Raw genomic sequence first — 20809 nt, 5'->3', positions numbered from 1 at the left:
CCATAAATGTATTAAATGGAAACAAAAATCGCATCAAAACCAGTCGTAAATGTACGTGAGCCAAAACCAAAATGGCTGCGTGTAAAGTTACCAACTGGAAAAAAATATACAGAGCTTAGAGGTCTTGTAGATAAATATAAGTTGAATACAATTTGTACATCTGGAAGTTGTCCTAATATGGGTGAATGTTGGGGAGAAGGTACTGCTACTTTTATGATTTTAGGAAACGTTTGCACAAGATCATGTGGGTTTTGTGGTGTAAAAACAGGTAGACCAGAAACGGTCGACTGGGACGAGCCAGAAAAAGTAGCCCGCTCAATAAAAATCATGAGCATCAAACATGCAGTTCTAACTAGTGTAGACAGAGATGACCTAAAAGACATGGGAAGTATCATGTGGAGTGAAACTGTAAAAGCAGTGAGACGCATGAACCCTGAAACCACCTTAGAAACCCTAATTCCAGATTTTCAGGGAATTGAAAGACATATCGATAGAATTATCGACGTCGCACCAGAAGTCGTATCGCACAATATAGAAACTGTAAAACGATTAACACGCGAAGTTAGAATCCAGGCAAAATATGAAAGAAGTTTGGGCGTACTAAAGTATCTCAAGCAGCAAGGACAACGCAGAACGAAATCTGGCATCATGCTAGGCTTAGGCGAAGAGCGCGAAGAAGTGATAGAGACTTTACATGATTTGAGAGCAAATGACGTAGACGTTGTAACCATTGGTCAATATCTCCAGCCAAGTAAAAAACATTTACCTGTAAAACATTTTGTAACACCAGATCAATTTGAAGAATATAAAGAAATTGGACTCGATTTAGGTTTTAGACATGTTGAAAGTAGTGCTTTGGTTAGATCATCCTATAAAGCTCAAAAACATATCAATTAATGATTCGTGTTGCAATTAATGGTTTTGGCCGAATTGGTAGACGCGTTTGCAGATTAATTCAAGATCGAGAGAATATTGAAGTTGTTGCAATCAATGATCTCGCAGACGCAAAAACGTTAAGCCACTTACTAAAGTATGATAGTATCCATGGGATTTCAAAACAAGAGATTTCTTCTTCGGAAAATACTATTTTCATTAACCAAAAGCCTATCCCTTTATTAAATAATACCCATCCAAAGTTAATAGATTGGAAACCTTACAATGTGGATTTTGTAATAGAAGCTTCCGGAAAATTTAAACTTTCCGAAGACTTAAAACATCACATCAACAATGGAGCAAAACGTGTAATTCTATCTGTTCCTCCAATTGAGGATGATATAAGCACAATTGTTTTAGGCGTGAATGACAGTGATATTAATAGTGAAGATCTTATAATTTCCAATGCCTCTTGTACGACCAATAATGCAGCACCAATGATTGCGATTATTGATAAACTTTGTGGTGTCAAACAAGCATATATCACAACTGTTCACTCTTATACAACCGATCAAAGTTTGCATGACCAACCACATCGTGATTTGAGACGCGCTAGAGCAGCAGGACAGTCTATTGTACCAACAACAACAGGGGCTGCAAAAGCCTTGACAAAGATTTTTCCAAAATTATCAAATGTTATAGGCGGTTGTGGCATTAGAGTTCCCGTTGCAAATGGCTCTTTAACAGATATCACGTTTAACGTTGAGAGAACTGTTACCATTGATGAAATAAATACTGCTTTCAAATATGCTGCAGATACCTATTTAAAAAACATTCTTGAATATACTGAAGACCCAATTGTCTCTATAGATATTGTTGGTAACACGCATTCATGCATTTTCGATTCCCAAATGACTTCTGTGATTGGTGGAAATATGATTAAAATAATTGGGTGGTATGATAATGAAACTGGCTATTCTAGTAGAGTTTTAGATTTAATAAGCGATTTAACGATGAAATAGTGTATTTTGTCGAATAAATATTTATATTTGTCTTAATTAAAGTGGCGAATATGTCTCAGACTAAACATTATCTTTTTGCTTTTTTTATAAGTATCTCCTGCGCAGTATTTGCGCAAAATGAGGTTATTCAAGATATTGAAGTTGTTAAATTACGTATTGAAAACACAATAACACAATCTGAATTCGATCAAAAAAGAGGTGATTATCTAAGTGCTAAAGAGAATCTTGAAAAAGCACTAGAATTTGCCATAACCATTGAAGACAAAAAAAGCCAAGGCGTAATCTATGCCAATATTGGTAAATTACAGTTTACAGCAAATGAATTTGATAAATCTTTGGCCTCCTTAATAAAAGCTGCAGAAATACAGAGAGAGATTGAAGATAATGAGAACTTAGCAGTGACATACAGTATAAAAGGATCTCTTCATGCTGGTAAAGAAGAGTATAGTGATGCACTGGGATATTTCAATTCTGCAAAAACTCTTTTTGAAGAAAATGATCTAGAAGCAAAAATTCCTGAAATAACCTTAAACCAAGGTAAAGTATATTTTAACCTTAAAGATTACAAAACTGCAAAATCGTTTTTTGAAAAAACAATTGTTTTAGCAAGAAAGAATAATCAAAAAAATATCCAGTCAAATGCTTTAATTTTTAACGGTAAATCACAAGTAAAGCTCGGCAACATTAAAAAAGGAATTTCTCTTACAAATGAAGGATTGCAAATCGCTCAAAGCAATAAGCAAATAGACAATATCAACGAGGCTTTTTTGACATTGAGCAATATCTATAAAAGTGATAATGATTTTAAACAAGCTCATGATTATTTACAAAAACATGTGAGTCTTTCAGATTCTTTATTAGCTGTAGAACGAGCAAATAGGTCACTTTCTGGAAATAAAAAATACGTAAACAATTATAATGTTTCTGAATTTCAAAAACTTAAAACGAAAGTCGAAGAACAAGAGTCTGACAGTAACCTAGCCAAAATCACAACAATTTTAAGTATTGCCTTAATAACGATTTTATCGCTTTTAACGCTATCACTTTATAAAAACAATAATATTAGATTAAAGTCTAATAATATGCTTCAAGAAAAGAATGATGATTTAATTGAAGCAATGAAAAGAGCCGAATTAGCCTCAAAAACAAAAGCTAATTTTTTATCTACAGTAACTCACGAGTTAAGAACACCTTTATACGCTGTAACCGGTTTAACAAATATGCTTTTAGAAGAAGAGCCTAATGAAAAACAAATACCGCATTTAAAATCATTAAAATTTTCTGGAGATTATTTATTGACTTTTATCAATGATATTCTTCAAATCAATAAAATTGAGGCTAATAAGGTCGAGTTAGATCCAGTATTATTTAATCTTAAAACTAAGGTTGAAAATGTATGTTCTGCTCTTAATAATTCGGCTTCAGATAATAATACTAAAATGCACTATGAGTTTCAAAAAGGCCTACCCGAAACTTACATAGGTGATAATTTAAAAATATCCCAAATACTCATCAATTTAATTGGTAACTCCATTAAATTCACAAAAGACGGTGACATCTGGGTAAGAGTTTATAGTATTAGCAATAATGCCAATGACTATATGTTACGCTTCGAAATTGAAGATAATGGTATTGGTATCTCCAAAGAAAAACAAGAAAATATGTTTGAGAGCTTCTCCCAAGGCTCCATTCAAATCAATAGAAAATATGGTGGGACAGGTTTAGGTCTGTCTATCGTAAAAGGTCTAATTGAAATATTAAAAGGAAAAATCTACTTAAAAAGTGAACTCGGAAAAGGAACAACCTTCTTTTTTGAAATCCCATTAACCTACGCTCCAGAAACTGTTAAAATCGAAAAAGAAGATTACTCTAAAAACATTAGCAAATTGGACATTAGCAACATTAAGATTTTAATTGTCGAGGACAATAAGATCAACCAAATGATCACTAAAAAGATTCTAAACAAAATGAATCTTGAATGTGATATTGTAGACAATGGCGAGGCAGCTGTAGAACAAGTGAAACAAAATAATTATAATGTTGTTTTGATGGATATTCATATGCCAGGAATTAGCGGATTGGAAGCCACTAAAATCATTAGGACTTTTGACAAAGAGCTGACTATTTTTGCTCTTACAGCAGTAACGTTAGAAGATAAAATGCATGAATTTGACGAAGCAGGTTTTGATGACATTATTTCAAAACCATTTAAGCAGGAAGATTTTGAAAAGAAACTCTACGAAGTATTGGCGAATCAAAAAGCTACAGCTCCAATTCATAAATAAAAAGCACTTACAAATGATAATATTTGAGAATCGAACTCATTAAAATCATCAATACTAAAAGTAATCGGTAAATACCATAATTTAGAGGGTTGGTCCATAAAACTATCTTTCAACCTTACATAATCTTTTTCTGTAGTTAAAATAAATTCCCTTTGTTTTAAACTTTCAATTTCATCATTAGAAAAACTATGGTGATCCTTAAAATTTAGATGTTCAAAATCCAAAAATTGAGATTTTAAATGATCTACAATTGGCTTTGGGTTGGCGATACCTGTTACTAAAGTAAATTTTCTGCCTTTTAATTGGTTTATCGATTGGGAATCTTCAACATTAAAAATAGTTTCAGAATAAGAAATGGAACTAAAAAAAACCTGCTGATGACTCAACGGATTCAATTTTTTTATGATAGTTGATTTTTCCGAAGAAGATAAAGTAACAGGACATTTTGTTACCACAATGCAATTTGCACGATTTGCTCCATCTTTTGGTTCTCTAAGGTTACCAGTTGGCAAAACAATATCATCACAATACAGATTATCGTAAGCTGTCAATAAAATATTAAACCCTGGTTTTACTTTTCTATGCTGAAATGCATCATCCAGTAAAATAACATCTGGTTGCTTTAATTTTATGAGCTGCTCAATCCCATTCTGCCTATTTACATCAACACTCACGATTACATCCCCAAATTTATTATAAAACTGAAATGGCTCATCACCAATGGTTTTTGCTGTTGCAAGATCATTTGCTATGATAAAACCATTTGTCTCTCGTTTATAACCTCTACTCAAAGTGGCGATTTTATAGTGGTCACTCAATAACCTTATTAGATACTCAATAGTTGGGGTTTTACCAGTACCACCTGTACTTAAATTTCCCACGCATATCACTGCGGTCTCATAAAATTTTGAAGATTTCCAGCCTAAATCATAAAATGTATTGCGCAACCAGGTTACGAGATAATATATAGGTACGATTGGAAAAAGTATTTTTCTGAGTAGCTTCATTAGAACGAAGTTAATATTTTATATTTGTTTTTAAACAGAACACTAAAAAAACATGATAGTTCAAGAGGTCACAAACTATTTAGAAGAATTAGCGCCTTTAGCCTATGCCGAAGATTTTGATAATGTGGGTTTGCTTGTAGGAGATAAAAAAACTAAGGTTACGGGTATTTTGGTGACTTTAGACACCCTAGAAACGGTGGTTGATGAGGCTATCGAAAAAAACTGCAATCTCATTATAAGCTTTCACCCTATTATCTTTAAAGGCTTAAAATCGCTCACAGGTAAAAATTATGTAGAGCGTACGGTTTTAAAAGCCATTAAAAATGATATTGCTATTTATGCTATCCACACTGCTCTGGACAACGTCTTTAAAGGCGTCAACGATATAATATGTGATACTTTGGGATTGATCAACAAGAAAATTTTGATTCCGCAGGAAGGCACAATTAAAAAATTGACAACTTATGTTCCCCTCGGAAATGCAAATACCCTAAGATCTCAACTCTTTAAAGCTGGAGCTGGCAATATTGGCAATTATGACCAATGCAGCTTCAATACTGAAGGCAAGGGAACGTACAGAGGAAATGAAAATTCAAACCCAACACTTGGTGAAAAGGGAGAATTACATGAAGAAAAGGAAGTGCAAATTTCGGTTACTTTTAATAAGCATATAGAATCAAAGTTACTTGCAACGCTTTTTAAGAATCATCCTTACGAGGAAGTTGCTTTTGAGGTCACAACTCTAGATAATTACGATCAACATATTGGCATAGGTATGGTTGGAGATTTAAAAGAAATACAAGATACCATGAAGTTTTTAGACTTTGTAAAGGGTAAAATGAACGTTTCATCAATAAGACATTCAGAAATTTCAAAACAAAGTATTAAAAAAGTAGCTGTACTCGGAGGCTCTGGAAGCTTTGCCATTTCGGCAGCAAAACGAGCAGGAGCTGATGTTTTGATAACTGCCGACTTGAAATACCATGATTTCTTTTCAGCAGAAAACGACATAATTTTAGCAGATATTGGACATTATGAAAGCGAACAGTTCACAAAAAACTTTTTAGTTGACTATCTCTCAAAAAAAATCACTAATTTTGCAGTCGTTTTATCAACGACAAATACAAATCCGGTAAAGTATTTATAATTATGGCAAAAAAAGCTGAAACATCTGTTGAAGATAGGTTAAGAGCATTGTATGATTTACAATTAATCGACTCAAGAGTAGATGAAATAAGAAATGTTAGGGGAGAATTGCCTCTAGAAGTTCAAGATTTAGAAGATGAGGTTGAAGGTTTAAATACAAGACTTGAAAAACTTGCTACTAGCCTTGATTTGATTGATGATCAAATCAAATCAAAAAAGAACTTAATTGAAGAAGCAAAAGCTTTAATTAAGAAATATAGCGAGCAGCAAAAAAATGTTAGAAATAACAGAGAATATAATTCTTTAACTAAAGAGGTTGAATTTCAAGAATTGGAAATTCAATTAGCTGAAAAGCATATTAAAGAATTTAAAGTTCAAATCGATCAAAAGAAAGAGGTTATTGATGAGACCAAAGGTCGTCTTAAAGATCGTAAAACTCACTTAAAACATAAGCGTGGAGAGTTGGATGCTATTTTAGCCGAAACTCAAAAAGAAGAAGAGGCTTTACTTAAAAAATCTGATGATTTCCAAAAGAAATTAGACGATCGTTTAGTTAAGGCTTACATGCGTATTAGAAATAATGTAAAAAATGGATTAGCAGTTGTTCCTATTGAAAGAGGTGCATCTGGAGGATCGTTCTTTACCATACCGCCACAAATTCAAGTTGAAATTGCATCCCGTAAAAAAGTTATTACAGATGAGCATAGTGGAAGAATTCTTGTTGATGCTGAGTTAGCAGAAGAAGAAAGAACAAAAATGGAAAAAATGTTTGCTAAACTATAATCCATAAATAAAACTTCAAAAAGCCCTTATCTCTTGATAAGGGCTTTTTTTGTCTACACAATTAGTTTTAGTTTAAATAAGCGTAATATTTTAATATAACTTTAGCATTTTGAAGATTAAGTTTCATTAACTTTTTTCGACATAAATTAATAGAACAAAACCTCAAACATCAAATGAAACAAATTATATCAACTTTAGCTTTAATAGTATTATTTAGTTGCCAAAATAATGCTCAAAATAATACAAAACAACAAGCAGTTATTGATGCAAAACCAATAGAAGTTCCTTTAGAGAACGGTAAAGCAAAAGCTTACTTTGCAAGTGGTTGCTTTTGGTGTGTTGAAGCTATTTACGAAAGTGTAAAAGGTGTTGAAGAATCTATTAGCGGTTACGCTGGAGGACACACTAAGAATCCAACTTACGAATTAAGTAATACTGGAAGAACCGGTCATGCAGAAGCTGTAGAAATTATATACGATCCAAAAGTGGTTAGCTTTGAAACATTAGTAGACGTTTACTTCGCTTCACAAAACCCAACTCAAGTTAATGGTCAAGGACCAGATAATGGCTCTCAATATCGCTCAATAATTTTCTATCAAAATGATAGTCAAAAGAAAATCATAGAAGAGAAAAAAGCTGCCTTATCAAAAAAACTGGATGCTAAAATCGCTGCAGAAGTGTACCCATTTCAAAAATTTTGGGTAGGTGAAGATTATCACCAAAACTATGAAAGGTTGCACCCAAACCAAAGCTATATTAGAAACGTATCTGTGCCTAGATTAAAACGTTTTCAAACTAAAATGCCAGAGGTTTTAAAAGAAAATGCACACTAAACTTTAGTAGCCTTAATTTCAAAAATAAGAGGATACAATTTATCCTTAGTAACATAATTGCCAGATTTGGTTTCGACTAGATCTGGCAATACGTTATACGGGCTTTCATCATATTCATTTAAATACTCAATTTGTAATCCAGCTTCAATAAGCGAATTTATGATTTCGCTCATACCATGATTCCAACCATATTCCTTGCTTATCATTTTTGAATCTTGATTGGCGTAAGTACCTTCGTACTCCTCATAAATCGCTTCGTCCTGCATATAGCCATACTTCATAATTGGTTTGCCTTCCAAATAATCAAACATCCAAACAATGGGATGAAATTCTACCATATAAAATGTTCCTCCTATTTTTAAACGCTCTGCAATCATTTTTCCCCAAGGCTTTAAATCTGGCAACCAACCAATCACGCCATAACTTGTAAAAACGATATCAAATGTGTCATCTATATGTTTTGAAGTGTCCAAAACATTACAGCACACAAACTTTGCATCAAGCTCTAATGCATCATTTAATGAAGATGCCAAAGCTACACCTTCGTCACTTAGATCAACGCCAACACATTTTGCTCCTAGCCTGCTCCAACTTAAGGTGTCTTGTCCAAAATGACATTGTAAATGCAGTAGTGATTTGTGTTTCACATCTCCAAGAGCATTCAATTCGTAGGACATCAAAGATGACTTTCCTTTTTTGAAAGCTTCTAAATCGTACATCTCACTCTTGGCGTGTACTTTCACCTTCTCATTCCATGTTTGCCTGTTGACTTCAAAATGCTCGTCTTTCATCACTAATAAATTAATTAGCTCTAAAATAATAATAACTTCGGAAATGCAAACACTTTCATACCTTTACAAAAAAATCAAAACCAATGACACGAATATCTACCATCTTATGCCTTCTGTTTGTAATAGTCTCATGCAAGCAAGACCCGAAGGATTTCAATAAAACCGAAACTACTGAAGCTGAAAACAATCAAACTAACGAAGAACCAAACAAAATATCAACTTCCGAAGCTATTGGTTTTGCGAGCGGATTAGAAAACTGGACTGCTGTAGAAAACATCGAATTTACGTTTAATGTAGATAAAGATGGAAACCATTCTGGACGTAGTTGGTCCTGGAATCCAAAAACAGATGATGTCACCATGATTTCCGAAGGAAAAAAAATCACGTATAACAGAAAAGCAGTAGACAGCTCATCAATCAACGCAGATAAAGCATTTGTTAACGACAAATATTGGTTGTTGGCTCCTTATCAATTAACTTGGGATGAGGGCACGACAGTTTCCGAAGCAATAAAAGAAACAGCTCCTATAAGCAAGGAAGAATTGAATAAAGTTACGCTAACCTACGCAGGTGAAGGTGGATACACTCCTGGTGATGCTTACGATTTTTATTATGACGATAATTTTGTGGTGCAAGAATGGATTTTCAGAAAAGGCAACGCCAAAGAGCCATCTATGATTACCACTTTTGAAAACTATAAAACCTTTAACGGAATTCAAATTGCCCAAGAACATAAGACAGCAGATGGGAATTTTAATTTATATTTCACAGATATCAAAGTTGAATAACACAAAATCTTAAAAAAATATTAAAATTGAGTATTTTCAAAAATATGAAGATCCAAAAAATACATTTAGACGTATATAAAGTATATTAGAATATTCCGCTATAGGCGTCTATATATATTCAAAGCGCTTCAACTACTTAGTTGAAGCGCTTTTTACTTTTTAGGTAAGTCGCAATTAGTCTTTAAAACCGTCTGTAACATGCGTGCCATCACAATAGGGTTTATTTTGTGATGCACCGCACCTACAAAATGCTGTTGTTTTATTTTTCACCTCTTCATTCCCATCTTTATGCGTCACTTTTAATGTGCCATACACTAAAAGCGGACCGTCTTTAAGAACTTCTATTTTAGTTTCCATTTGCTCAGATTCGTTATCATCCTCACCATTCATATAATAACCTAATGCACCAGAGGGACAAGCCTTTACTTGGTTTACAAGCGCATCTGTTTTGGCTGCGTCAATTTTAATCCAAGGTTTTTCTTTAGGCTTGAATACATCTCCCAAGCCCCTTACACAAATCCCAGAATGGATACATTTTTCTGGTTGCCAAGTGATTGTAACCTCTCCATTGCTATATTCTTTAGTCTTTCCCATAGTTTTATGTTTTATTTAAAGATACTAAAAAAAGTGATTTATTTTCTTCGGAAATTGGAACACTCAGCTCATATTTCCTACCATAATTATTCTTATTTTTGTTAGACAACATAAAACCAACAACCTTGTCAAACTATAAATTAGGTCTAGAATTTGCAGAAAAATTAGACCAAAATGACGAATTATCACATTTCAGAAAACAATTTCATATCCCAAAAGACAATAAGGGAAATGAACTTATTTACATGACCGGAAATTCTCTAGGCCTACAGCCCAAAATCACAAAAGATTACATCAACCAAGAATTAGAAGATTGGGCTAATCTAGGAGTTGAGGGACATACCGAGGCTAAAAACCCCTGGTTACATTACCATGAGTTTCTAACTGATAATATGGCAAAAATTATTGGTGCCAAACCAATTGAAGTTGTAGTGATGAATTCTCTTACAGCAAATCTTCATTTTATGATGGTGAGCTTTTATAGGCCAACACCTGAGCGTTATAAAATTCTAATTGAGGCAGACGCTTTTCCTAGTGATAAATATGCAGTAGAATCGCAATTGCGTCATCATGGTTATGATGACAAAGATGGTTTGATTCTTTGGAAAGCAAGAAAAGGTGAAGAACTCGCTAATTATAAAGATTTAGAAAATATCTTAAAAGAACATGGCGACGAGATTGCTTTGGTAATGATTGGTGGTGTTAATTATTATACCGGTCAGTTTTTTGATTTAAAACGAATTGCAGCACTTGGTCATAAGCATGGGTGTGTAGTTGGTTTTGATTGTGCCCATGGCGCAGGAAACGTCCAATTAAATCTCCATGAGTCTGGAGCAGACTTTGCAGTTTGGTGCAGTTATAAATATTTAAATTCAGGACCAGGAAGTTTATCTGGCGCCTTTGTGCATGAGCGACACGCAAACAATAAAGATCTCAACAGATTTACTGGTTGGTGGTCCCACAATAAGAAAACACGTTTTAAAATGCGTGATGAGTTTGACCAATTACCAGGAGCAGAAGGCTGGCAACTAAGCAATCCGCCAATATTGTCAATGGCAGCGATTAGAGCATCATTAGATGTTTTTGAAAAAGCAGGATTTGATAATCTTTGTGAAAAGTCTAAGCAACTATCAGGCTATTTTGAATTCTTGATTAATGAGCTTAATAATTCAGATATAAAAATCATAACACCTAACAATCCTACTGAGCGTGGCTGCCAACTCTCGATACAAGTAAAAAACGCAGATAAAAGTTTACATAGTAAACTTACTGAAGCTGGAATCATAACAGATTGGCGAGAGCCAGATGTGATTAGATGTGCTCCCGTACCACTTTATAATTCGTTTATGGATGTGTACGGATTTGTGGAGCGATTGAAAATAATATTGAATGCATAGTTTGATTTATATAAATTCTATTCTATCAAACGAGAAAATTATGCTTAAGATAATAAAGGCATCTGATATTGGATTTTGGAGCTATCAATTTTTAGGACTTTTAAGTTTTTTTTTCAATAGAGGAAAAGATTTTTTTGTCATAACAGAACATAAAATAATTCTACTATTAGATGATAAGCTCATAAAAAAAATTGAATACTTAGATTTTTCAAGTATTACATTTAATTCAGCTTCTTCAATTCTTAACTTTATTGATAAAGAGAATAGAACTAGGAATTTAAATTTAAGTCGTCTTAGATTAACTTATGAAGAAATTCAATACATTAAAAGTAAATTAAATGATTAACAGAAAACAAAACATACTAATCATTGGCGCAGGTCTCTGCGGAAGCTTACTCGCATTAAGATTAGGCCAACGTGGCTATAACGTCACTGTCTATGAAATGCGTCCAGATCTTCGTAAGACAGATATTTCCGCAGGAAGGTCTATAAATTTAGCATTTTCAGATCGTGGTAACAAAGCCATGAAACTCGTTGGGATTGAAGATAAAGTTGAAGCCTTGTGCATCCCAATGAACGGTCGCATGCTCCATGACAGAGAAGGCAATACGTTTTTATCAAATTACAGCGGTCGCGATCATGAATATATTAATTCCATTTCTAGGGGCGAACTTAATGCACTGCTTCTCACCGAAGCAGAAAAACATGATAACGTAACCATTCACTTTAATAAAAAGTGCAAATCGGTAGATTTTGAAAACACCACAGCTCATTTTCAAGATTATAACACAAAAGAAGAATTTATTGAAGATGCAGATTGTATCATCGCAACAGATGGTGCAGGTTCTGCACTGCGCAAAAGTTACTATTTAGAACGCAAATTCCTATTCAGTTTTTCACAAGACTATTTAACCCATGGTTATAAGGAATTATCGATTCTTCCTACGGAAACCGGAGACTACAAAACTTATAAAAATGCATTACACATTTGGCCAAGAGGTGATTTTATGGTCATTGCACTTCCAAATTTAGACGGAAGCTTTACAGTAACCCTATTTTTAAGTTATGCGGAAGGTGAGTATAATTTCAACAATCTCACCACTCCAGAAATAGTAACCGAGTTTTTCCAAAAAGAATTTCCAGATGCTCTAGAACTCATGCCTAACCTTGTTGAAGATTTCTTCGAAAATCCAACAGCACCTTTAGGCACTGTAAAATGCTCGCCATGGCATTATAAAGGCAACACATTGTTGATGGGAGATTCCGCACATGCGATTGTTCCCTTTTACGGACAAGGCATGAACGCATCCTTTGAGGATGTAGTAGAATTTGATCAGGTTTTAGACGAAAATAAAGAGGCAGACTGGGAAACGATTTTCAGCAAATATGAAAAAACCCGTAAACCAAATACAGATGCCATTGCAGATTTAGCTATAGATAATTTTCATGAAATGAAAGATCATGTTGGTCAGGCGATATTTCAGGAAAAACGTAAAATAGAAATGGCTTTAGAGAAAGAGTTTCCAGAGGATTACTCTTCAAAATACAGTTTGGTTACCTTTAATGAAGATATTGGTTATAGACAAGCCATGCTAAGAGGACGAGCTCAGGATAAAGCTATTTTGAATTTACTCTCAGATGGAAATATCTCAACCGAAATGATTGAAACCAACTTAAAAACTGTATTGGACAAAGTTGAAACAGCAACCGATGCCATTTTAGAAGACGATAAAATTGCTGGACTGCACTGATTTGTGATTAGTGAGATTTAAATGATTTAGCTAATAGTATAAGGTTAGTGCAAAAGTGAATGGTGCTTTAGCAATTTCCTAATAAATCGTTTTGAACTTTTGGTTCGTTTTGTTGTCTAGACAAAATGAACTGAAATAAAAAAGAAAATTATGAGTAATAAAAAAGATGAAACTCCTGCTTCCGCAGGAACTAATGTAACACCAAGAGGAGCATATCCACACTTTAAACAGGTAGGCGATTTCATTTTCGTATCGGGCACAAGTTCTCGTAGAGCAGACAATACCATTGCTGGTGTAGATGTCATTGACGAAATGGGAACCAAACGATTAAACGCCTATTCTCAAACGCAAGAAGTTTTAAAAAATATAGAAAAAAACTTAGCAAAAGTTGGAGCCAGTTTAAAAGATGTTGTAGATGTGACTTCCTTTTTAGTAAACATGAATGATTTTGCAGATTACAACAAAGCTTACGCAGAATTCTTTGAAAAAGAAACCGGACCAACGCGCACAACCGTTGCTGTTCACCAATTGCCACATCCAGATTTAGTGGTTGAGATTAAGGTAATGGCTTATAAGCCAACTCCTGCTAGAGCGGGAATTCATTAAATTCAACAACTAAACTGAGATTGCAGCTTTTACATTAGTTAAAATATATGAACATCAAAAACTACATCAACGGAAATTTCCACAATCCAATTCAAGACAATTGGCTGGACAACTACAACCCATCTAACGGTGAGGTTTACGGTCAAATTCCAGACTCAACAAAAGAGGATGTAGAAAATGCATATAAAGCTGCCAAATCTGCATTTACGCAGTGGTCGCAAACTACAATAGACGAGCGCAGTCGCATTCTCATCAAAATTTCCGAATTACTAGAAGCCAACTTACAGCGTTTCGCAGAAGCAGAAAGCAAAGACAATGGCAAACCTGTGTCCTTGGCCAAAACAGTTGATATTCCAAGAGCAGCAAGTAATTTTCGTTTCTTCGGAAACGCAATCACTCAATTTGCTAGCGAAAGCCATGAAAGCGTTGGCCAACAAGCCATCAACTTCACCTTACGCCAACCCATTGGCGTCGTAGGTTGTATTTCACCATGGAATCTCCCACTCTACTTATTCACCTGGAAAATCGCCCCAGCACTAGCAGCGGGAAATTGCGTCGTCGCCAAACCAAGTGAAGTCACACCAATGACCGCATATTTGTTGGGAGAGATTTGTAATGAAGCTGGACTCCCAAAAGGCGTTCTAAATATTGTTCACGGTTTAGGCACCACCACTGGTCAAGCTATTATTGAGCATCCAGATATTAAAGCTATTTCGTTTACAGGAGGCACTGCAACAGGTGCACATATTGCAAAAGTAGCTGCACCAATGTTTAAAAAATTATCTTTAGAATTGGGCGGGAAAAACCCAAATATCATTTTTGCAGACTGTGATTATGACGATATGCTGGCAACAACCGTTCGGTCATCTTTTGCCAATCAAGGTCAGATTTGTCTCTGCGGAAGTCGGATTTTTGTAGAACAGTCTATTTACGAAAAATTTAAAACAGATTTTGTCAAAAAAGTAAAAGCACTTAAAGTTGGGCATCCATCAAAAAGCGATACCAATATTGGAGCACTGGTTTCAAAATCACACTTAGAAAAAGTAAAAGAATACATCCAAATCGCCAAAGATGAAAACGGAACAATTTTATGTGGAGGAAAAGAAGTTACCGTTAAAGGTTTCGAAAATGGGTACTACTTAGAACCAACGGTCATTGAAGTTCAAAGTGACGACTGTAGAGTCAACCAAGAAGAAATTTTTGGACCTGTCGTTACTATTATGCCTTTTTCTTCGGAAGAAAACGTATTGCAAATGGCAAACAAAGTCAAATACGGACTCTCAGCAACGCTCTGGACCAACGACCTCAAGCGCACCATGCGCATGAGCAACCAATTACAAGCAGGAATCGTTTGGGTAAACACGTGGATGCTTCGAGATCTACGAACCCCTTTTGGCGGTGTGAAAGCAAGTGGAGTTGGTCGAGAAGGTGGTTTTGAAGCGTTGCGCTTTTTTACAGAGGCTAAAAATGTTTGTATAAAATATTAATTCTCACCAAATCGAGAATTTCTTAAATTAAAAAAATTATTAATTATAAGTCATTCTGAATTTATTTCAGAATCACACTAAAAAGATTCCTGCCTTCGCAGGAAATATTATGAATCTAGAACTAAACAATAAATACGCATTAGTATGCGGTAGTACAGCAGGAATAGGAAAAGCAACAGCAATGGCTTTAGCTGAAGAAGGTGCCATAATAACATTAATCGCCAGAAATGAAGACAAGCTAAAAACTACGCTTGCAGAGTTACCTCAACATAGAAATCACGATTACATTGTTGCCGATTTTTCAAATCCGCAAGAACTAAAATCAAAAGTTGGCGCTTACATTAAAGAGCATCATGGATTCCATATCTTGGTAAATAATACAGGTGGCCCAGCTGGAGGACCTATTTTTTCTGCGGAAATCGAAGAGTTTGAAAATGCATTTACACAACATTTAAAATGTAACCACGTATTGGCGCAAACAGTTGTTCCGTTTATGAAAGAAGAAGGCTACGGAAGAATTATAAACGTCATTTCTACATCTGTAAAGCAACCTTTGGATGGTTTGGGAGTAAGTAACACGATTAGAGGTGCTGTTGCCAATTGGAGCAAAACCTTAGCCAATGAACTTGGTCAATTTGGTATTACGGTAAACAATGTACTACCTGGAGCCACAGGAACTGAACGCTTAACGGAAATCATTAAAAACAAATCTGCCAAATCTGGAAACACAGAGGAAAAATCTGCAAATGCCATGAAAAATGCTGTACCTGCAAAACGTTTTGCAAAACCAGAGGAACTGGCAGATGCGATTACATTTTTGGCAAGTGAACGAGCTGGTTACATTAATGGCATCAATCTCCCTGTTGATGGTGGACGTACAAAAAGTTTGTAAATCCTTCCCAAAGGGAAAGACTTTTTAAGTTTTAAATTCATTAATTATTCTTAATTTTATTGAATTGATTAATCTGCGTTAAGGATTGAAAGGTTTGTTTGAGCTCCTCGCAGAGAGCGAGCCTTGAAAGCCTGACCCTTTTTAGGGTAACGCCCAAAACATAAAGAAAATATGAGCACTTTAGTATCTCCCATAAATTTTAAAGCTTGGATCGAAGAAAACCGCCACTTATTAAAACCACCAGTGGGCAATAAAGTGGTGTGGAAAGATGGTGACTTTATTGTCATGGTCGTTGGTGGACCAAACAGCAGAAAGGATTACCACTATAACGAAACACCAGAATTTTTCTACCAATTGGAAGGTGATATCGTGTTGAAAGTGATTGACAATGGCACACCAAAAGATATTCACATAAAGGAAGGCGATATATTTTTACTACCTCCAAAAGTACCGCATTCTCCACAACGTGGTGCAAATACGGTTGGGTTGGTGATTGAATATAAGCGTCCAGATGGGATGCGTGATGCACTATTGTGGTTTTGTGAAAATTGCACTACAAAACTATACGAAGAGGATTTTAAAGTAGAAAATATTGAAACAGATATGCCTAAAATATTTGACAAATATTATGGCGATAAAGATAAACGTGCTTGCCCTAATTGTGGCGAAGTGATGCAGCCACCTAAGAAAGTACAGATAGATTAATATTATTTCTTCGGAAGAAAACATCCTATAATCAAATTAAATTCTAAATCTAACCATTAGCTTTTAAAGCATTCCAACCATGAGCAAACGAAAATTGAGAATCAACGGTCATTCGCATTTACTTCCCTATCCAGAGGAAATCCCGCAATTTATGAAGGATAAGGGTATCTTTTGGGTGGATAAGGACCGAAAGTTTATGCTCCAAAAGGATTGGAACCGTCCAATTACAGATTCCAGTTTCTTTTTAAATGAAAAACTGGCATGGATGGAGCGTTTTAAAATTGACCATGCGGTTGTGCTTAACTTATCCCAGCTTTATGGAAATGGTTTACGAGTTGAGGAAATGAAACAGGCGCTCCGTTTTCAGAATGATTTTAATGCAAAGGTACAACACGACAACCCTAGTAAATTTACGTGTGGTTTTGTTGTACATCCTGGTTTTGTTCGTGGTGCTTGTTGGGAAATTGAGCGTTGTGTAGAAGAATTAGGTCTGCAGCTTTTATGTTTACCAACCCATTATATGGATACGATTGGTACTTGGCGCTGTATTTTTGACGAAGAGAATGAACCTATTTTTGAATTGGCGAGCAAATACAATCTTGCTGTAGAAATTCACCCTTACGATGGTGAAAAATTCATTAAACTTGAAAATACATCTTGGCGCTTTCACCTCATTTGGATGTTGGCACAATGTGCTGATGCATATCATTTTTTAACATTGAATGGGTTTCAGGATAAATTTCCTAATATGAGAACCTGCTTTGCTCATGGCGGACAGTTAGCTCAAATAAATTTAGGACGTCGTATTCAAGGTTTTGATGGCAGACCAGATTTATTTGAAGGAAAAAGCCATCCTAGAAAAGCTGTTGGACATAAAAATATCTTTTTTGATACGTTAGTACATGATACTGGAGGACTGGAATTATTGATTAAAAACCAAGGCTCTAAACAAGTTTTGATGGGACTTGATGATCCGTATCCATTAGGAGAAATGGAAAGTGAAAAACAATCGTCCTATCCTGGAAAAATTTTAGATTTAGCTATTGGCAGAAACATTATTACCGAAAATCAACGTGATGCAATCTGGGAAGATAATGTGATCCAGTGGCTTTGCGGTGATGATGAAATTGCAAAAGATAAATTAGTGAAACGAATTTTAGGTTAATGCACTTTTTACCCGAAAAATTAGATGAATATGTCGTAGCCCATTCTCAAGAAGAGCCTGAATTACTCCAACAACTTACCAGAGAAACCTACCAAAAAATATTACAGCCCATTATGCTTAGTGGACCTTACCAAGGTCGTGTATTAAGTATGATTTCAAAATTAATTAGACCCAAAACTGTTCTAGAATTAGGGACATTTACGGGTTATGCTACCTTGTGTTTAGCTGAGGGATTACAAGATGATGGCGAGATTCACACAATTGATGTCAATGAGGAACTCGTAGATTTTCAGCGTAAATATTTTAATAAATCCTCCTTCGGAAATCAGATACACCAACACTTAGGAAGTGCCATTGAGATTATTCCTAAACTTGATCTAAATTTTGATCTGGTGTTTATTGATGCAGACAAACCCAACTACGTAAAGTATTTCCATTTAATTATAGATAAATTAAATCCTGGCGGAATTATTTTATCAGATAATGTACTATGGCATGGAAAAGTAATTGAACCCTTAGATGAAAAAGATCTGTCTACAAAAGCAGTCTTAGAATTCAATACGCTTTTAAAGAACGATAAACGTATCGAAACTGTTGTACTTCCTATAAGAGATGGCCTTACGATTAGTAGAAAAATATAATTTTTCCTTCGGAAATAGAACTAAAAAAACCCCTTAAAATTAAAAGAAGAGGTTTTAATATTTAAACTTAGTTTATTGAACTGCTTGTAAAGCATCAATATTACCGTAACCGAAACTACTGTTTTTGTATGGGTAAAATTCCGCAGATTGCTTTAATCTATTCAATACTTGTGTTCTACTCCAACTTGGATGTCTTGCCCACACTAATGCTGCAATTCCTGCTGTTGTTGCAGTTGCTACAGATGACCCACCTGTATATCGTCTATCTCCATTATAAAATCCTAGAACTGGAGGCGCCTTACTTGTATTGTTGTCACCTTCCATAATAATTGTAAAATCTATTTTATCACCACTATGGCAAGTTTCGCATCGCTCGTAGTTACTACCATCATCAACTCCTGTTACTGCAACTGTTTCACTCATTGTTGCTGGGAAGATCACTCCAAAACCATTTGTAAAACTTGTTGATGTTCCGCCTGCAGCAAAAATCAATTTGTTTTTACTGTACGCGTATTTAATCGCATCCTTGATGTTACCTATTGACCATACATATCCAATAGACATAGATATAATTTTTACGTCATTCCTGTTACCTAATTCTGTTAAAGCACGTGAAACGCCTTTACGTTCGTGATAATCATTAAGTAAAACATCCTCTGTTGCTCTATAAGCCACTAAATTAGAATTATAAGCCACGCCAACTGGCATGCCATTATCATTTCTTGGTGAAGCCATAGTTGAAGCCATTGCTGTACCATGACCACATTTATCATGCGGACCATCATAATTATTAGACCACCACCAATTAGAATCTATGAAGGTACCATACTTTTGAACAAAGCGACCAGAAGAATAACCATCATTAAAACCAGATGAATTTAATAAGGGTTGCGAAGCAGAAACTCCAGTATCAATTAAACCAATTGTTACCCCAGCTCCAGTACTCAATCCCCAAGCCTGCTGAATATTATGCTCATTAAAATGCCAAGAAACTTGTGCATTGTTAGGCGCTACAGTACTATAGTGCGACGGGTTTATATATACACCACTTTGATCACATCCAGAACTTGATCGTTGCTGAATCTCGTTATAATTGAATTGATTATAACCGTTTGGCTCCAGATATCTTACATCTTTACTTTTAAGAAGTGCCACGATGGTTTCTATATTTTGAACGCCAACATCTATTACCGTTAAAATATTTTGTTCTACAATTTGAAGTTCTTTTTTATCTATTTGCTCCTTTTCAAGAACTAAATTGATCAATCCTGCTTTTTTCGTCTCTAGTTCAGGATCACGATCTTCACTAAAACTCTGTCCCTCATTACCGTAACCAATAGTGAGTACATTTTGCCCATGAACAACTGCACTCCATAAAAAATGAGCGTCCTCTTTACTCCAATCAAAATCGCCTGTTGCTCTAATAGTTTCGCTAATTCGATTGTTAATTTGTTGAACGGTTAACGGTTCTTCAGGAAATTGAATTTCTAATGACTCGGTTTCAATGATAGCATCTTCTTTGGCACAAGACACTATAGTAATTGCCACGAGAAGCAATACTTTAACATATAAGTTTTTCATTTAATATGATTTAGATTGGTTAATAATGTTCTAAATATATTAAATAATTAAAAAAATATCGTGTTAAAATTTACGAATTTACCAATATTTATGATCGTAATTTTACAATTTGATAATTAAGGGTTTCTTTTTACTGAACCTGTAAAGTCTTGAAGATCGTCCTTTACCTTATTAATCTCATCTGTAATGTCTTTGGTAACGTTGGTTTCTATACCTTGTTTTTCTGCACTTTTTGTGATTTCAGATTTAATATCTGTAGAAGCATCCCGTAGCATACGCATTCCTTTTCCCATACCACGAGCAATTTCTGGTAGCTTATCTGCCCCAAAAACCATGACCACAATAAGGAGGATAAAAATCACCTCTGTAGTACCAATGAATAAGAATGTTGCTAGTTGTATCACGATGCAAATATAATGAGATGTTTACTATAAGTGAAGATTTTTTCTTTTTTTAACTCAA

At 34.9% G+C, this 20809-nt stretch carries 21 protein-coding genes; 16 read left to right on the top strand and 5 right to left on the bottom strand.

All coding sequences use genetic code 11. The annotated features are described in order from the left end of the window. Window positions 1-15: 15 nt before the first annotated feature. Genes lipA through GQ40_RS00220 form a run of 3 tightly spaced genes read left to right on the top strand, consistent with a single transcriptional unit; the run spans window position 16 to window position 4180 of the window. Window positions 16-897 (top strand): lipoyl synthase, encoded by an 882-nt coding sequence (gene lipA / locus GQ40_RS00230; RefSeq protein WP_047544694.1) that lies wholly within the window; start codon window positions 16-18, stop codon window positions 895-897. Next, the gene (gene gap, locus GQ40_RS00225; protein ID WP_047544692.1) at window positions 897-1895 is read left to right on the top strand and encodes a type I glyceraldehyde-3-phosphate dehydrogenase; all 999 of its coding nucleotides are present in this window, start codon (window positions 897-899) and stop codon (window positions 1893-1895) included. Before lipA ends, gap begins: the two co-directional genes overlap by 1 nt. A gap of 50 nt (window positions 1896-1945) precedes the next feature. Beyond that, window positions 1946-4180 carry an ATP-binding protein gene (locus GQ40_RS00220; RefSeq protein ID WP_047544690.1) on the top strand — a complete coding sequence of 745 codons (2235 nt, stop codon included), beginning with the start codon at window positions 1946-1948 and terminating at the stop codon, window positions 4178-4180. Here the strand turns inward: GQ40_RS00220 and lpxK are convergent. After that, window positions 4171-5187: a tetraacyldisaccharide 4'-kinase gene (lpxK, locus tag GQ40_RS00215; RefSeq protein WP_047544688.1), complete on the bottom strand. Its 1017-nt coding sequence runs from the start codon at window positions 5185-5187 to the stop codon at window positions 4171-4173. The genes GQ40_RS00220 and lpxK overlap by 10 nt on opposite strands. Window positions 5188-5239: 52 nt before the next feature. On the opposite strand from lpxK, the gene GQ40_RS00210 reads away from it, so the two are divergent. From GQ40_RS00210 to msrA, 3 genes are all read left to right on the top strand, one after another. After that, a complete protein-coding gene (locus GQ40_RS00210; protein ID WP_047544686.1) occupies window positions 5240-6334 on the top strand; it encodes a Nif3-like dinuclear metal center hexameric protein in 1095 nt (364 codons plus the stop codon). A gap of 2 nt (window positions 6335-6336) precedes the next feature. Beyond that, window positions 6337-7116 (top strand): zinc ribbon domain-containing protein, encoded by a 780-nt coding sequence (locus GQ40_RS00205; RefSeq protein WP_047544685.1) that lies wholly within the window; start codon window positions 6337-6339, stop codon window positions 7114-7116. A gap of 173 nt (window positions 7117-7289) precedes the next feature. Next, on the top strand, window positions 7290-7949 hold the full coding sequence (msrA, locus tag GQ40_RS00200; protein WP_047544684.1) for a peptide-methionine (S)-S-oxide reductase MsrA: 660 nt from the start codon (window positions 7290-7292) through the stop codon (window positions 7947-7949). On the opposite strand, the gene GQ40_RS00195 is transcribed toward msrA, so the two are convergent. Further along, a complete protein-coding gene (locus GQ40_RS00195) occupies window positions 7946-8740 on the bottom strand; it encodes a class I SAM-dependent methyltransferase (RefSeq protein ID WP_047544682.1) in 795 nt (264 codons plus the stop codon). The genes msrA and GQ40_RS00195 overlap by 4 nt on opposite strands. 83 nt (window positions 8741-8823) lie before the next feature. On the opposite strand from GQ40_RS00195, the gene GQ40_RS00190 reads away from it, so the two are divergent. Then, window positions 8824-9528: a hypothetical protein gene (locus GQ40_RS00190; protein WP_047544680.1), complete on the top strand. Its 705-nt coding sequence runs from the start codon at window positions 8824-8826 to the stop codon at window positions 9526-9528. A 174-nt stretch (window positions 9529-9702) separates the two neighbouring features. Here GQ40_RS00190 and GQ40_RS00185 read toward each other — a convergent pair whose 3' ends face one another. Beyond that, window positions 9703-10122 carry a (4Fe-4S)-binding protein gene (locus tag GQ40_RS00185; RefSeq protein ID WP_047544677.1) on the bottom strand — a complete coding sequence of 140 codons (420 nt, stop codon included), beginning with the start codon at window positions 10120-10122 and terminating at the stop codon, window positions 9703-9705. A 125-nt stretch (window positions 10123-10247) separates the two neighbouring features. Here GQ40_RS00185 and kynU point away from each other — a divergent pair, with 125 nt between their 5' ends. From kynU to GQ40_RS00140, 9 genes are all read left to right on the top strand, one after another. Further along, window positions 10248-11519: a kynureninase gene (kynU, locus tag GQ40_RS00180; RefSeq protein WP_047544675.1), complete on the top strand. Its 1272-nt coding sequence runs from the start codon at window positions 10248-10250 to the stop codon at window positions 11517-11519. Between the two features lie 40 nt (window positions 11520-11559). Next, window positions 11560-11865, top strand: a complete 306-nt coding sequence (locus GQ40_RS00175; RefSeq protein ID WP_156115480.1) for a hypothetical protein — start codon at window positions 11560-11562, stop codon at window positions 11863-11865. Beyond that, entirely contained in the window at window positions 11861-13270 is a 1410-nt protein-coding gene (locus tag GQ40_RS00170) for an FAD-dependent oxidoreductase (protein ID WP_047551201.1), read from the top strand. The genes GQ40_RS00175 and GQ40_RS00170 overlap by 5 nt, the downstream gene beginning before the upstream one ends. A gap of 150 nt (window positions 13271-13420) precedes the next feature. Then, window positions 13421-13876: a RidA family protein gene (locus GQ40_RS00165; RefSeq protein WP_047544671.1), complete on the top strand. Its 456-nt coding sequence runs from the start codon at window positions 13421-13423 to the stop codon at window positions 13874-13876. Between the two features lie 47 nt (window positions 13877-13923). Then, window positions 13924-15363 (top strand): aldehyde dehydrogenase, encoded by a 1440-nt coding sequence (locus GQ40_RS00160; RefSeq protein WP_047544670.1) that lies wholly within the window; start codon window positions 13924-13926, stop codon window positions 15361-15363. Between the two features lie 109 nt (window positions 15364-15472). Continuing rightward, the gene (locus tag GQ40_RS00155) at window positions 15473-16255 is read left to right on the top strand and encodes an SDR family oxidoreductase (protein WP_047544668.1); all 783 of its coding nucleotides are present in this window, start codon (window positions 15473-15475) and stop codon (window positions 16253-16255) included. A gap of 171 nt (window positions 16256-16426) precedes the next feature. Beyond that, entirely contained in the window at window positions 16427-16960 is a 534-nt protein-coding gene (locus GQ40_RS00150) for a 3-hydroxyanthranilate 3,4-dioxygenase (RefSeq protein ID WP_047544666.1), read from the top strand. Between the two features lie 79 nt (window positions 16961-17039). Further along, a complete protein-coding gene (locus GQ40_RS00145; protein ID WP_047544664.1) occupies window positions 17040-18125 on the top strand; it encodes an amidohydrolase family protein in 1086 nt (361 codons plus the stop codon). Continuing rightward, entirely contained in the window at window positions 18125-18766 is a 642-nt protein-coding gene (locus GQ40_RS00140; RefSeq protein WP_047544662.1) for an O-methyltransferase, read from the top strand. Before GQ40_RS00145 ends, GQ40_RS00140 begins: the two co-directional genes overlap by 1 nt. Before the next feature lie 72 nt (window positions 18767-18838). Here GQ40_RS00140 and GQ40_RS00135 read toward each other — a convergent pair whose 3' ends face one another. After that, window positions 18839-20347, bottom strand: coding sequence for a S8 family peptidase (locus GQ40_RS00135; RefSeq protein WP_047544660.1), 1509 nt, complete (start codon window positions 20345-20347; stop codon window positions 18839-18841). Between the two features lie 116 nt (window positions 20348-20463). Next, complete coding sequence (locus tag GQ40_RS00130) at window positions 20464-20751, bottom strand: twin-arginine translocase TatA/TatE family subunit (RefSeq protein ID WP_047544658.1); 288 nt, start codon at window positions 20749-20751, stop codon at window positions 20464-20466. Window positions 20752-20809: the final 58 nt, after the last annotated feature.

The sequence above is a fragment of the Psychroserpens sp. Hel_I_66 genome (genome assembly GCF_000799465.1).
GTDB lineage: Bacteria > Bacteroidota > Bacteroidia > Flavobacteriales > Flavobacteriaceae > Psychroserpens.
The sequence above is the reverse complement of the archived record's forward strand: the minus strand, read 5'-3'. Positions and strand labels throughout refer to the sequence as shown.